Source organism: Meridianimarinicoccus sp. MJW13 (assembly GCF_014901205.1).
In the GTDB taxonomy this organism is placed as follows: Bacteria; Pseudomonadota; Alphaproteobacteria; order Rhodobacterales; family Rhodobacteraceae; genus Meridianimarinicoccus.
The window spans coordinates 56,754-69,259 of record NZ_JACNMU010000002.1 but is presented as its reverse complement, the minus strand read 5'-3'; the positions used below and the strand labels follow the sequence as shown (position 1 = coordinate 69,259).

Below are 12,506 nucleotides of genomic sequence, written 5' to 3'. Positions count from 1 at the left end.
ACAGCCGCCAAACGCCGCGACCCCCCGCGCGGTGCCATAACCGTTGCACTTCTGGTAAAAGCCACTAGGTTGCGGTCGCTCTAAGGGGAAATCACCATGCTGGATTCGACGACGCTGCGCCACGACTGGACCCGGGAAGAAGCCGAGTCCCTGTACAATCAGCCTTTCAACGACCTGCTGTTTCAGGCCGCCAGCGTGCACCGCGCCAATTTCGACCCCAATCAGGTCCAGCGCTCCAAGCTGCTGAGCATCAAGACCGGCGGTTGCGCCGAGGATTGCGCCTATTGCAGCCAGTCGGCACGCAACGGGGCGCAACTGTCCGCCAGCAAACTGATCGAGGTCGAGCGCGTTCTGGCCGAGGCCAAGAAGGCCAAGGACGGCGGCGCGACACGGTATTGCATGGGCGCGGCCTGGCGGTCGCCCAAGGATCGCGACATGGAGGCGCTGGCCGCCATGGTCGAGGGCGTCAAGGCGATGGGCATGGAAACCTGCATGACGCTGGGCATGCTGGAAGATGACCAGGTGCTGCGCCTGAAAGACGCCGGTCTGGATTACTACAACCACAACATCGACACCTCCGAGCGCTATTACTCCGAGATCATCACCACCCGCACCTTTGCCGACCGCATCGACACGCTGAACCGCGTGCGCGAAGCCGGCATCAAGGTCTGCGCCGGTGGCATCGTCGGCATGGGCGAGCAACAGATGGACCGCGTCGACATGCTGCTGGCGCTGGCCAATCTGCAAGAACACCCCGACAGCGTGCCGATCAACCAGCTGATCCCGATTGCCGACACGCCGCTGGCGGATGTGGAAAAGATTGATCCCATTGAATTCGTGCGCACCATCGCGCTGGCCCGCATCCTGATGCCCAAGTCCCATGTGCGCCTGTCCGCCGGCCGCACCGAGATGAGCGACGAAATGCAGGCCATGTGCTTCTTCGCCGGGGCGAACTCGATTTTTGTGGGCGACACCCTGCTGACCGCCGACAACCCGGAAGAAGACAAGGACGGGCAATTGTTCGACCGACTGGGGATCGAAGCCATGGCGCCGGGCTGCGACGGATCGCGATGACCGGATTTCCGCGCCACGCGCAGGCGCTGGCGTCCCTGTCCACCCGTGGGCGGCGCCGTGTTCTGGCGCCGCGTGCCGGGCATGACTTTGCCTCAAACGACTATCTCGGGCTCTCCGAGTCCGACCTTATGCGGGCGGCGGCCCATGCAGCGCTGGACCGGGGCGTGCCGGTGGGCGCGGGGGGCTCGCGCCTGCTGCGCGGCAATGCGCCCGAGCACGAGGCGCTGGAGGCCGAGGCGGCGGCTTTCTTCGGGGCCGAACGCGCGCTTTTCATGGGGGGCGGATTTCAGGCCAACACGGCGATATTCTCGACCCTGCCCCTGCAGGGCGATCTGGTGCTGCATGACGCGCTGATCCACGCCTCGGCCCATGACGGGATGCGGCTGGGCCGCGCCGAGACCCGCAGCTTCCCGCACAATGATGTTCCCGCCGCCGAGGCCGCCATTGCCGACTGGCGCGCAGCAGGCGGCGACGGGCAGGTCTGGATCGCGGTCGAAAGCGTCTATTCCATGGATGGCGACTTTGCCCCAGTGGCCGGGCTGATGGCCCTGGCCGACCGGCAGGGCGCGGTCCTGGTGGTGGACGAGGCCCATGCCACCGGCCTTTGGGGCCCCGGTGGACGCGGGCTGTCACACGGTTTTGCCGACCGCTCCAACCTGCTGAGCCTGCACACTTGCGGCAAAGGGCTGGGCGTATCCGGCGCGCTGATCTGCGGCGACGGCGTGCTGATCGACACGCTGGTGAACAAGGCCCGCAGCTTCATCTATGCCACCGCGCCCTCGCCGTTGAATGCCGCGCTGGTGCGTGCGGCGCTGGCCGAGCTTGACCGCAACCCGGATCTGCCCGCCCGCGCCCGCGCGCAAGTGGCCGAAGCCCACCGGCTGGCCAAAGATCACTGCGGGCTGACCGGGCTGCACAGCCAGATCCTGCCGGTGATCCTGGGCGACGACAAACGGGCGCTGGCCGCTGCAAAGGCGCTTCAGGCGCGCGGCCACGACATCCGTGCCATCCGCCCGCCCACCGTGCCGCGCGGCACAGCGCGGCTGCGGCTGTCGATCACCCTGAACGTCGATGCCGAAATTCTGGCCTCCCTGTTCCACGATCTGGCGCATGTGCTGGACGAGGTGCCCGCATGACCCCGGTCATTGTCACCGGCACCGACACCGGCATCGGCAAGACCGTTTTCTCGGCGGGGCTGACCGCCGCCCTTGGCGCGACCTACTGGAAGCCGGTGCAATCAGGTCTGGAAGACGAAACCGACAGCCAGATCGTCGCCCGCCTGTCCGGTCGCCCGATCCTGCCCGAAGCGTGGCGGCTGAAACTGCCCGCCTCGCCGCATCTGTCGGCCGAGGCCGCAGGGGTCGAGATCGACGACACCACCCTGACCCTGCCCGACACCTCCGGCCCGCTGGTGGTCGAAGGCGCGGGCGGGCTGCTGGTGCCGCTGAACCGCCGCGCGACCTATCTGGATGTCATCGCCCGCTGGCGCGCGCCGGTCATCCTGTGCGCCCGCACCGCCCTAGGCACGATCAACCATTCGCTGCTGTCGCTGGCCACCTTGCGCACGCGCGATGTGCCGGTGATCGGCATCGCTTTCATCGGCGCGGCGGAACCCGAGGTGGAGCAGACGATCTGCGACTTCGGGCAGGTGGCCCACCTGGGACGGCTGGGCCTGCTGGACCCGCTGACCCCCGAAACCCTGCGCGAAGAATTCGCCGCCATCGACACGGATCGCATCCGCAAGGCCATGACCGCATGACCCCGCTTGAGTTCGACCAGCATCATCTGTGGCATCCCTATACCAATGTCACCAGACCCGGCCCGACCTTCGTGGTGAAAGAGGCCGAGGGCGTCTGGCTGACCCTTGACGACGGCTCCCGCGTCATCGACGCCATGTCGAGCTGGTGGAGCACCATTCACGGCCACCGGCACCCGGTCATCACCAAGGCCGTCCATGACCAGTTGGACCGGCTGCCGCATGTGATGTTCGGCGGGCTGACCCATGATCCGGCGATCGAGCTGGGCCAGCGCCTGCTGGACCTTGCCCCCGACACGATGCAGCGGATCTTCTATTGCGACAGCGGCTCGGTCTCGGTCGAGGTGGCGCTGAAGATGGCGGTGCAATACCAGGTCTCGCTGGGCCGCCCGGATCGCTGCGAGTTCGCGACGATCCGGCAGGGCTATCACGGCGATACCTGGAAAGCGATGAGCGTCTGCGACCCGGTCACCGGGATGCACCACCTGTTCACTGGCGCGCTGTCGATCCAGCATTTCGTCGACCGCCCGCCGATCGCCATCGACGCGGACTGGTCCGACGATCCGGCGCGCAACGGGCTGGGCGCGCTTGAGGCGCTGCTGGCCGGGAACCAGGACCGTATCGCCGCGCTGATCCTTGAGCCGGTGGTGCAGGGCACGGGGGGGATGTACTTCTATCACCCCGAATACCTGAACCGCGCCCGCGCCCTGTGCGACGCCCATGACATCGTGCTGATCTTTGACGAAATCGCCACCGGCTTTGGCCGCACCGGCAAGATGTTCGCCACCGATCACACGGGCGTTCAGCCCGACATCCTGTGTCTGGGCAAGGCGATCACCGGCGGCACCATGTCCTTTGCCACCACCATGACCAACGACAAGATCGCCGAGGGCATCGGCGGCGGCGATCCGGGGCTGTTCATGCATGGGCCGACCTTCATGGCCAACCCGCTGGCCTGCGCCGCCGCCGGGGCCAGCCTGTCGTTGCTGCAACGGGGCGACTGGCAGGGACAGGTCGCGGCCATCGAGGCGCAGCTTCAGGCCGAACTGGCCCCCGCCCGCGCCCTGCCCGGCGTGGCCGACGTGCGCGTGCTGGGCGCCATCGGCGTGATCGAGATGGACCATGCGGTCAGCGCCGACATCGCCCATGGGCATTGCAAGGAGATGGGCGTCTTCCTGCGCCCCTTCGGCAAGAAGATCTACACCATGCCGCCCTTCGTGACCGCGCCCGATGAGTTGCGCCAGATCACCGCCGCCATGCTGCATCTGGCCAAGGTCCTGTGAGCCCCCATGCAGGCGCGCTGGCTGAAACGGAACGGCGGTTCCGAGGTGATCGTGGTGTTTGGCGGCTGGGCCGTCGGCGCCGACTGCCTGTCGCATCTGGCCGGGCCTCAGGACGTGCTGTTCGTGGATGACTACCGCGACCTGAGCCTCGATCTGCCCGACATTTCTGCCTATGCCCGGCGGCGCCTGCTGGCGTGGTCCTTTGGCGTGGCGGCCTATGGCCACTGGCAGGACGGGCGCGCAGATCCGTTCACCCGCAAGACCGCCATCGCGGGGACAATGTTGCCGGTGGATGACCGGTTTGGCATCCCCCCTGCGGTGGTCGACCAGACCCGCGCGGCGCTGACCGAGGCCAGTTTCGCCAGCTTCCAAAGGCGGTGCTTCGGGCAGCGGGTGGCCCCCGTGCCGCTCGACATCCCAGCGCGGCAGGACGAGCTTGCCGCCGTTGCCAGTCGCGGCGCGGCGCCAGTGACTCATTTCGATGCCATCATCCTGCCGACCCGCGACCGCATTTTTCCCCCGGCCAACATGGCCCGCGCCTGGGCCGGGCAGGCAGGGCGTATCCAGCAGATCGATGCCCCGCACGCCCCCTTTGGCCAGTGGCAAAGCTGGGACGACGTGCCATGAGCGCCGAGATCGCCCGCGTTGCCCGCGCCTTTCGCCGGGGCCTGCCGACCTATGGCCGCGATGCCCGCGCACAGGCCCGCATTGCCGCGCATCTGGCCGCGCTGATCCGCGCCCATGCCGCCCCGCGCCCGGACCGCGTGCTGGAATTCGGCTGCGGCACCGGCTTTCTGACCCGGCACCTGCTGGACGACCTGACCCCCGGCGACTTCTGGGCCAACGACCTGCTGCCCGAAACCGCCGATCTTCTGGCCCCGCGCCTGAACGCCCATCCCGGTCGCGCAACCTTCCTGCCCGGCCCGATCCAGTCCATCGACTTGCCTGGACGGCTGGACCTGATCGCCTCGGCCTCGACCGTGCAATGGTTCGACGATCCGGCGCGCGAGGTGACGCGTCTGTGCCGCCATCTGGCCCCCGGCGGTCTGCTGGCACTCAGCGGTTTCGGCCCTGACCAGTTTTGCGAATTGCAGGCGCTTGGCTCCACCGCCGCGGCGCCCGGCTATGTGGCCCCAAGTGAATGGGCCGTGCTTCTGCCCAAGGGGATGACCCTGCTGCATGTGCAAGAGCGGCATCTGCGCCTTGCCTTTCCCGATGCGGCGGCCGTGTTGCGCCACCTGCGCAGCACCGGCGTCAATGCCGGGGCCGGCCAGATCTGGAGCAAGGGACGCCTGTCCCGCTTCGAGGCCCGCTATCGCGACCGCTTTGCCCGGTTGGGCGCCCTGCCCGTGACCTATCACCCGGTGTACATCGTGGCGCGCCGCGACGCCTGAGAGGCCCTGGCCAAGACACCGGACCGGTGGATGCCGCGTCCGCATCTCATTTCCCTTCAGGAAACCAACGGCACCTGCAACATCAGACCCAGCCCCGCCATCCGTACGCGCCCGCCTGCACCCGTCGACACCCCGTCGAAAAATGCGCCGGCCACCAGAGCAGACCGAGTCGGCGTACCGCCACGCTGTCCCGCTTCGCCTTACCCCAGCGTCACCTTGGGATGGCCGCCCGCGGACCGCGCGAAAATCCGGAAAATCCACACCACGATCTGCCCGATGCGCGAAAATCCGCCCAGAGGGTGCCGATTTTATCACTTCTACCATAGGGCGAGTAACGCCCGTCTGGCCCCCGGCCCCCGGCGGGGCTAGGCTTCACTGTGGTGAAAGCCGTGTGTTGACCAGTTGCAGGAGAGCCAATGCCCCAAGCCGATTCAAAGCCGGACAAGGACGGCACGCGCGCGCGCCCCGAAAAGGACCTGGAATCGGCCATCGGCCGCGAGGTTCGCGCCCATCGTCACCAGTTGGACATGACCGTTGCCGACCTGTCGCGCAAGACCGGCCTGTCGATGGGGATGCTGTCGAAGATCGAGAACGGCAATATTTCTCCGTCGCTGACGACCCTGCAATCGCTGGCCACGGCTTTGAACGTGCCGATCACCACCTTCTTCAAGCGCTATGAACGCCGCCGCAAGGCGGTACATGTCCGGCCAAGCGATGCCGCCGAGATCACCCGCACCGGCGCCCCGGACAGCTATCGCTACAGCCTGTTGGGCGATCTTGGCCCCAGCGACACCGGCATCTCGGTCGAGCCGTATCTCATCACGCTGACCGACAATTCCGACATCCACACCGGGTTTCAGCATGACGGGGTTGAACTGATCTACGTGCTGGAAGGCGAGATCCGCTATCGCCACGGCAATGACATCTATGATCTGCAACCGGGCGACAGTTTCTTCTTCGACGCCGATGCGCCGCACGGCCCCGAAGAGTTGATCCGCGTGCCGGTGCGCGTGCTTTCGGTGATTTCGACCCCGAAAGCCACCTGAGGTCAGACCCCGCAGCGCGTCTACAGACCGCCCGGCACCGCGTGAAAGCGCGCACCGAAGCGGCGCACATGCACGATTGCGGGCCACGGATCGCCACACAGCAAGGTCGGTGCGCGCTTCGGCGTGGTCTGACAAGCCCCTCGCAGCCGCCCGTGTTCCGGGGTATGCGAAGCCCATGACCCAAGAGCCCAATTTCGAGATCTTCCTGATGGCCCCACCGGGGCTTGAGGCGCTGCTGTGCGACGAGGCCCGCGAACGCGGGTTCGACCGCCCCCATGCGGTGCCCGGTGGCGTGACCATACAGGGCGGCTGGCCCGAGGTCTGGCGCGCCAATCTGGAGTTGCGCGGTGCGGGCCGGGTTCTGGCCCGGATCGGAAGTTTCCGCGCCCTGCATCTGGCGCAACTGGACAAGCGCGCGCGCAAGTTTCCCTGGGCCGAGGTGCTGCGCCCCGATCTGCCCGTGCGGGTCGAGGCCACCTGCAAACGCTCGCGCATCTATCACGCCAAGGCAGCCACGCAGCGGATCGAACGCGCCATCGCCGAAGAACTGGGCGCCCAAATCTCTGCCGAGGCCGCGATCACGGTGAAGGCCCGAATCGAGGATGATCTGGTCACCCTCAGCGTCGATACCACGGGCGAGGCCTTGCACAAGCGCGGCCACAAGGAGGCCGTGGGCAAGGCCCCCATGCGCGAAACCATGGCGGCGCTGTTCCTGCGCGATTGCGGCTACGACGGGCACGAGACGGTTCTGGACCCGATGTGCGGCTCGGGCACCTTCGTGATCGAGGCGGCGGAAATCGCCTGCGGGCTGGCACCGGGGCGCAGCCGCAGCTTTGCCTTCGAAGATCTGGCCAGTTTCGACGCCGCACGCTGGCAGGCGCTGCGCGACGCCCAGCAGACGCGGGCCACCGACGCGCGCAGTTTCGGCAGCGATCGTGACGCCGGTGCCATCCGCTCCAGCATCGCGAACGCCGCCCGCGCCGGGGTCACCGATCTGGTGCAGTTCGACATGAAACCGATCAGCGACATCGCCCCGCCTGAAGGCCCGCCCGGTCTGGTCATCGTCAACCCGCCCTACGGCGCGCGCATCGGCAACCGCAAGTTGCTGTTCGGCCTCTACGGCAGCCTTGGGAAGACGCTGGCGGCGCGGTTTTCTGGCTGGCGGGTGGGGCTTGTGACCTCGGACGGCGGGCTGGCGCGGGCCACCGAGTTGCCGTTCTTGCCCTCGGGCCCTTCGGTAGCCTTCGGCGGCCTGAAGGTGACGCTGCACAAGACCGGCCCCCTGCCCTGACGCGCCGGCCTGGGTTTCTTACAGTCTGTTCACGAATGATTTTCATGACCTTCCCTGCCCGCGCTTGTTAGGGTCGGCGCATGTTGGACAAGACTTGGCATGACCTGATCGAGGGCACCGATTATCCCGATCTTCGCGCGGACACCCCCGCATTCTGGAACGCCTTCGCGACCCTGATCGAGGCGCGCCGGCGGGACCGCGCCTGTGTGGTCGCGCAGCTTGGGCTGTCGCTGGATGGGCGGATCGCCACCCAGACGGGCGATTCGAAATATATCAACGGGCGCGATGCCTTGGCACATCTGCATCGTCTGCGGGCCTTGGTGGATGCGGTGATCGTGGGCTCGGGCACGGCGCTTGCGGATGATCCGCAACTGACGGTGCGCCTGTGCCACGGACGCCACCCCGCGCGGGTGGTGATCGACCCCAACGGGCGGGTGTCGCCCCGCGCGCGGGTCTGGGCCGACGATGGCACCAGGTCGCTGGTCTTTGGCGGCGCCCCCGACCTGCCCGCACATGTAGAGCGGATCGCGGTGCCCGGTGGCAATATTCCGCCGGACCGTCTGGTGACGGAACTGGCGCAGCGCGGGTTGATCCGGCTGCTGGTCGAGGGCGGCGCGGACACGCTGGGTCGCTTTCTGGCCGATGGCCAGATCACCAGCCTGCATTTGCTCTATGGGCAGTTGATCCTCGGCTCGGGCCAGCCCGGCGTGGTGTTGCCGCCCATCGCCAAGTTGTCAGATGCCCTGCGCCCGGACTGCAAGACCCATGTCTTTCCCGATGGCGATATCCTTGTGGCCTGCGATCTGGTGCCGCCGGATCAGGACGCGGGCGGCACCGCGTAAAGGTCCAGATGGCCAACCTGCATCTCTGACAGTCGGGCCTTGCGATCCGCACTCCAGACCTCGGCCTGTGCGGCGGAGATGTCGCCAATCTGGACCGCGGCCCCGGCAATGCCCGTGACCAGCGTGTCAATCAGCCCAGCCTGGTGCGCAGGGGTCAGCCGCCATGGCGTCAGCGCGGTCCGGCAGCGGTAGCCATGCGCCTGCAACGCCGACACCAGAAAGCGCGTCGCGTTCGGTCCCAGCGCCGCGCCGCCCAGCCCCTTGTCGGTCTGCTGGTGGCGGTTGAAGGCGGATGTGATCGCCGTATCCAGCGGATGCGCAGGGTCAAACCGCATCACCCCATCATAGGTCAGGCAGGCCAGAAGCGGCAGCCGGTCGCGTGCCAATGCTGCGGCAAAGCGGTCCACCCAGGCCGCCCCGGCCAGATCGAAGAACGCCGTGGCGGTGACAAGGGCGCAACCCTCGGGCCAGGGGGCGGGCTCCAGGCTCAGGTCGACCTGCCGCAGCGCAACCTCCGGCCCGCAGGCTTGCCGGGCAGCGGCCAGAACCTCGGCATCATTGTCCACGAAGGTCCAGCGGCAGCCGGAAGGAAACACCGGAGAAAAAGCGCGCTTGGCTGCCCCGGTGCCCGCACCGATGTCACAGATCTGCGGCGCGTCCTGCCCGCGCAGCCCCGCCGCCGCCTGTTCGATCAACCCGGCATCGCGCGACGCCCGGTCGGCGGGTTCGCGCAATGCCAGCCAGACCGGATCGAAACCGCTCACAGGTCGAGATCCGCCTCGTACCAGGCGCGCGCGACGTGGCTTTCGTTCAGCGTGACCCGCATCCGGGTGATGTCGCGGGCGTCCTCGCCCAGCCCGCCAGCGGCAATCTCGCCCTTCAGGACGGTGAAAATGTGATGGGCCAGAACCTCGGTGGTGGAGCGGCGGCCGTCAAAAACATCCAATTCGTCGAGGTTCTTGTAGTTCAGCGGCGCGATGGCACGTTTCAGCGCCTCGGCGGCCAGACCGATATCGACCACAATGTCATTCTCGGTCAGTTCGGCCCGAAAGAAGGTGACGTCGATGACGAAGGTGGCGCCATGCATTCCCTGCGCCGGGCCGAAGGCCTCGCCGGGCAGGGAATGGGCGATCATGATGTGGTCTCGGACTTCCAGCGCGAACATGTCAGGCTCCAGTTTCGGGATAGATCAGGACGGGGCACAGGGCGTCAGCGCCCGGTGCCAGCAAGGGCGGCAACCGCTCGGGCGCTTGCGCAAACGGCAGGGTCTGACGCACCAGCAGGTCCAGCGCGGGCCGGTCGCGCAGCAACGCCATGGCGGTTTGCAGACGCCGGGTGAAGGACCAGCGCGGGGCGCGGCCGGGCGGCAGATGGCCAACCTGACTGGATTTCAGGGTCAGGCGCCGGGGGTGAAACCCGCCGCCCAGATGCAGGCTTGTGGCGCGGCTGCCGTACCAACTGCCCTCGACGACCGTGGCTTCCTGCCCGGCGGCATCCAGCGCGGTTTGCAGCCCGGAACCGCTGGCCGACAGGTTGATGGCAATGTCGATATCCTGCGGCACGGCCTCGGGCAGCGCGAAGGGCAGCCCCAACGCCTCGGCCACCGTGCGGCGGGCGGGATTGATGTCGCACAACACGACGCTGGTGCCCGGAATGTCGCGGATCAGGCCGGCCACCAGCAGGCCGACCACCCCGGCCCCCACCACCAGCACCCGATCGCCGGGCGCCGCGCCGCTGTCCCAGCACAGGTTCAGCGCGGTTTCCATATTGGCGGTCAGCACCGCGCGCAGGGGCGGCAGACCCTCGGGCAGCGGCACCGCCATGGACGCGGGCACCACTGCGTGATCCTGATGCGGATGCAGGGTGAACACGGTCTGGCCCAGGCGGTCGAACGGGCCATCCTCGACCTCGCCCACCAGCGCGTAGCCATATTTCACAGGGAAGGGGAAATCCCCCGCCTGACCGGGGCAGCGCATGGTGGCGTGCAGGGTCTCGGGCACATCTCCGGCCAGCACCAACGCCTCGGTGCCCCGGCTGACGCCCGAACACAGGGCGCGCAGCCGCACCTGCCCGTCCGACAGCGCGGGCAGATCCTCGGTGCGCAGGGCCATCTGGCCGGGGGCGGTGGTCCAAAGGCTGCGGGCTGTGTCCAAGGCGGTCTCCGTCACGGGGGCCCTGCCTGCCTAGGCCAACACGGCAGGCAAGGGAACACGGGCACGGGCCGGTGCGGGCGGTTTCTACCGCCCGCGGTGTCACATCTGCGCGATGCGCGGCTCAGACGCTCAGGCAGACGTACTTCATCTCGAGGTAGTCCTCACAGCCGTATTTCGAGCCTTCGCGGCCCTGCCCCGACTGCTTGACGCCGCCAAAGGGGGCCACCTCGGTCGAGATGATGCCGGTGTTCACCCCGACGATCCCGTATTCCAGCGCCTCGACCACCTTGTAGACCCGGCCCAGATCGCGGGCGTAGAAATAGGCGGCCAGACCGAAGATCGTGTCATTGGCCTGGGCAATCACGTCATCCACCGTGTCGAAGCTGAACAGCGGTGCGACGGGGCCGAAGGTTTCCTCGCTGGCGACCTTCATCTGATCGGTGACGCCGGTCAGAACCGTCGGCTGGAAGAAGGTGCCGCCCAGTGCGTGCGGCTTGCCGCCGGTGACCACTTTGGCGCCCTTGCCCACCGCGTCGGCGATATGGTCTTCGACCTTCTCGACCGCGCCCTTGTCGATCAGCGGGCCGGTGGTCACGCCGTCCTCGAAGCCGTCGCCGATCTTCATCTTTTCTACTGCGGCCACCAGTTTCTCGGCAAAGGCGTCATAGACCCCCGATTGCACGTAGATCCGGTTGGCGCAGACACAGGTCTGGCCGTTGTTGCGGTATTTCGAGATCATCGCCCCTTCCACCGCCGCATCCAGATCGGCGTCGTCAAAGACGATGAAGGGCGCGTTGCCGCCCAGTTCCATCGAGGTTTTCTGGATCTGCTCGGCGGATTGGCCCATCAGGATCCGGCCCACTTCGGTCGAGCCGGTGAAGGTCAGCTTGCGCACCTTGGGATTGGAACAGAATTCCTTGCCAATGGCCGAGGAGCTTTTCGAGGTCACCACGCTGAAGACCCCCGCCGGCACGCCCGCCTCTTCGGCCAGCTTGGCCATGGCCAGCGCCGACAGCGGGGTTTCGCCAGCGGGCTTCGACACCATGGCACAGCCCACCGCCAGCGCCGGGGCCACCTTGCGGGCGATCATGGCGTTGGGGAAGTTCCACGGGGTAATCGAGGCCACCACGCCGACGGGCTGCTTCATCACCATGATGCGCTTGTCGCGCTGGTGGCCGGGGATCAGGTCGCCGTAGATGCGCTTGGCCTCTTCGCCGAACCATTCCATGAAGCTGGCGCCATACAGGATCTCGCCCTTGGCCTCGGCCAGCGGCTTGCCCATCTCGGCGGTCAGGATCGCGCCCAGATCATCGGCATTGGCCACCATCAGATCGTACCATTTGCGCAGCACGGCGGCGCGTTCCTTGCCGGTGCGCGCGGCCCAGTCCTTTTGCGCCGTGTAGGCCGCATCGATGGCGGCACGGGTTTCGGTCACGCCGAAATCGGGCAGCGAGGCCAGAACTTCCCCGGTCGAGGGGTTCGTCACATCGAAGCGATTGCCCTGCTGGCTTTCGGCGACCCATTCGCCAGCGAGGAAACCGGCTTCGATCAAAAGGGCGGGGTTGGACAGGCGGTCAGAGAGAGCGGATCGAGTCATCGAGATGTCCTTCAGGTCTGTGGGCCCGGCGATCTGCCGTCTTGGCCCGAACGTCAGTGCATGTCTGAGC

Annotated in this window: 13 protein-coding genes; 9 read left to right on the top strand and 4 right to left on the bottom strand. The window is 67.3% G+C overall.

The window, feature by feature from the left end:
- The first annotated feature begins 96 nt into the window (after positions 1–96).
- The 9 genes from bioB to H8B03_RS03190 all read left to right on the top strand — a co-directional run bounded on the left by bioB (position 97) and on the right by H8B03_RS03190 (position 8,686).
- Positions 97–1,074, top strand: a complete 978-nt coding sequence (bioB, locus tag H8B03_RS03230) for a biotin synthase BioB (protein ID WP_193140273.1) — start codon at positions 97–99, stop codon at positions 1,072–1,074.
- Complete coding sequence (locus tag H8B03_RS03225; RefSeq protein ID WP_193140269.1) at positions 1,071–2,210, top strand: 8-amino-7-oxononanoate synthase; 1,140 nt, start codon at positions 1,071–1,073, stop codon at positions 2,208–2,210. The genes bioB and H8B03_RS03225 overlap by 4 nt, the downstream gene beginning before the upstream one ends.
- Positions 2,207–2,833 carry a dethiobiotin synthase gene (gene bioD / locus H8B03_RS03220; RefSeq protein WP_193140267.1) on the top strand — a complete coding sequence of 209 codons (627 nt, stop codon included), beginning with the start codon at positions 2,207–2,209 and terminating at the stop codon, positions 2,831–2,833. The genes H8B03_RS03225 and bioD overlap by 4 nt, the downstream gene beginning before the upstream one ends.
- A complete protein-coding gene (gene bioA / locus H8B03_RS03215; RefSeq protein ID WP_193140265.1) occupies positions 2,830–4,113 on the top strand; it encodes an adenosylmethionine--8-amino-7-oxononanoate transaminase in 1,284 nt (427 codons plus the stop codon). The genes bioD and bioA overlap by 4 nt, the downstream gene beginning before the upstream one ends.
- Before the next feature lie 6 nt (positions 4,114–4,119).
- On the top strand, positions 4,120–4,740 hold the full coding sequence (locus H8B03_RS03210) for a pimeloyl-ACP methyl esterase BioG family protein (RefSeq protein WP_193140263.1): 621 nt from the start codon (positions 4,120–4,122) through the stop codon (positions 4,738–4,740).
- The gene (locus H8B03_RS03205; RefSeq protein ID WP_193140261.1) at positions 4,737–5,507 is read left to right on the top strand and encodes a malonyl-ACP O-methyltransferase; all 771 of its coding nucleotides are present in this window, start codon (positions 4,737–4,739) and stop codon (positions 5,505–5,507) included. The genes H8B03_RS03210 and H8B03_RS03205 overlap by 4 nt, the downstream gene beginning before the upstream one ends.
- Before the next feature lie 416 nt (positions 5,508–5,923).
- A complete protein-coding gene (locus H8B03_RS03200; RefSeq protein WP_193140259.1) occupies positions 5,924–6,553 on the top strand; it encodes a helix-turn-helix domain-containing protein in 630 nt (209 codons plus the stop codon).
- 175 nt (positions 6,554–6,728) lie between these two features.
- A complete protein-coding gene (locus tag H8B03_RS03195) occupies positions 6,729–7,844 on the top strand; it encodes a class I SAM-dependent RNA methyltransferase (protein ID WP_193140257.1) in 1,116 nt (371 codons plus the stop codon).
- Between the two features lie 80 nt (positions 7,845–7,924).
- Positions 7,925–8,686: a RibD family protein gene (locus H8B03_RS03190; RefSeq protein WP_193140256.1), complete on the top strand. Its 762-nt coding sequence runs from the start codon at positions 7,925–7,927 to the stop codon at positions 8,684–8,686.
- Here the strand turns inward: H8B03_RS03190 and H8B03_RS03185 are convergent.
- The 4 genes from H8B03_RS03185 to H8B03_RS03170 all read right to left on the bottom strand — a co-directional run bounded on the left by H8B03_RS03185 (position 8,662) and on the right by H8B03_RS03170 (position 12,436).
- The gene (locus H8B03_RS03185; protein ID WP_193140254.1) at positions 8,662–9,450 is read right to left on the bottom strand and encodes a trans-aconitate 2-methyltransferase; all 789 of its coding nucleotides are present in this window, start codon (positions 9,448–9,450) and stop codon (positions 8,662–8,664) included. The genes H8B03_RS03190 and H8B03_RS03185 overlap by 25 nt on opposite strands.
- Positions 9,447–9,851, bottom strand: a complete 405-nt coding sequence (locus H8B03_RS03180) for a 6-carboxytetrahydropterin synthase (RefSeq protein WP_193140252.1) — start codon at positions 9,849–9,851, stop codon at positions 9,447–9,449. The genes H8B03_RS03185 and H8B03_RS03180 overlap by 4 nt, the downstream gene beginning before the upstream one ends.
- Position 9,852: 1 nt before the next feature.
- The gene (locus tag H8B03_RS03175) at positions 9,853–10,839 is read right to left on the bottom strand and encodes a zinc-binding alcohol dehydrogenase (RefSeq protein ID WP_226925684.1); all 987 of its coding nucleotides are present in this window, start codon (positions 10,837–10,839) and stop codon (positions 9,853–9,855) included.
- A gap of 121 nt (positions 10,840–10,960) precedes the next feature.
- Complete coding sequence (locus H8B03_RS03170) at positions 10,961–12,436, bottom strand: NAD-dependent succinate-semialdehyde dehydrogenase (RefSeq protein ID WP_193140250.1); 1,476 nt, start codon at positions 12,434–12,436, stop codon at positions 10,961–10,963.
- Positions 12,437–12,506 lie beyond the last annotated feature (70 nt).

What these genes read in the sequence shown, in the direction of transcription:
- bioB (WP_193140273.1), top strand. Translation starts at nt 97, where the DNA reads ATGCTGGATTCGACGACGCTGCGCCACGACTGGACCCGGGAAGAAGCC.
- H8B03_RS03225 (WP_193140269.1), top strand. Translation starts at nt 1,071, where the DNA reads ATGACCGGATTTCCGCGCCACGCGCAGGCGCTGGCGTCCCTGTCCACC.
- bioD (WP_193140267.1), top strand. Translation starts at nt 2,207, where the DNA reads ATGACCCCGGTCATTGTCACCGGCACCGACACCGGCATCGGCAAGACC.
- bioA (WP_193140265.1), top strand. Translation starts at nt 2,830, where the DNA reads ATGACCCCGCTTGAGTTCGACCAGCATCATCTGTGGCATCCCTATACC.
- H8B03_RS03210 (WP_193140263.1), top strand. Translation starts at nt 4,120, where the DNA reads ATGCAGGCGCGCTGGCTGAAACGGAACGGCGGTTCCGAGGTGATCGTG.
- H8B03_RS03205 (WP_193140261.1), top strand. Translation starts at nt 4,737, where the DNA reads ATGAGCGCCGAGATCGCCCGCGTTGCCCGCGCCTTTCGCCGGGGCCTG.
- H8B03_RS03200 (WP_193140259.1), top strand. Translation starts at nt 5,924, where the DNA reads ATGCCCCAAGCCGATTCAAAGCCGGACAAGGACGGCACGCGCGCGCGC.
- H8B03_RS03195 (WP_193140257.1), top strand. Translation starts at nt 6,729, where the DNA reads ATGACCCAAGAGCCCAATTTCGAGATCTTCCTGATGGCCCCACCGGGG.
- H8B03_RS03190 (WP_193140256.1), top strand. Translation starts at nt 7,925, where the DNA reads ATGTTGGACAAGACTTGGCATGACCTGATCGAGGGCACCGATTATCCC.
- H8B03_RS03180 (WP_193140252.1), bottom strand. Translation starts at nt 9,851, where the DNA reads ATGTTCGCGCTGGAAGTCCGAGACCACATCATGATCGCCCATTCCCTG.
- H8B03_RS03170 (WP_193140250.1), bottom strand. Translation starts at nt 12,436, where the DNA reads ATGACTCGATCCGCTCTCTCTGACCGCCTGTCCAACCCCGCCCTTTTG.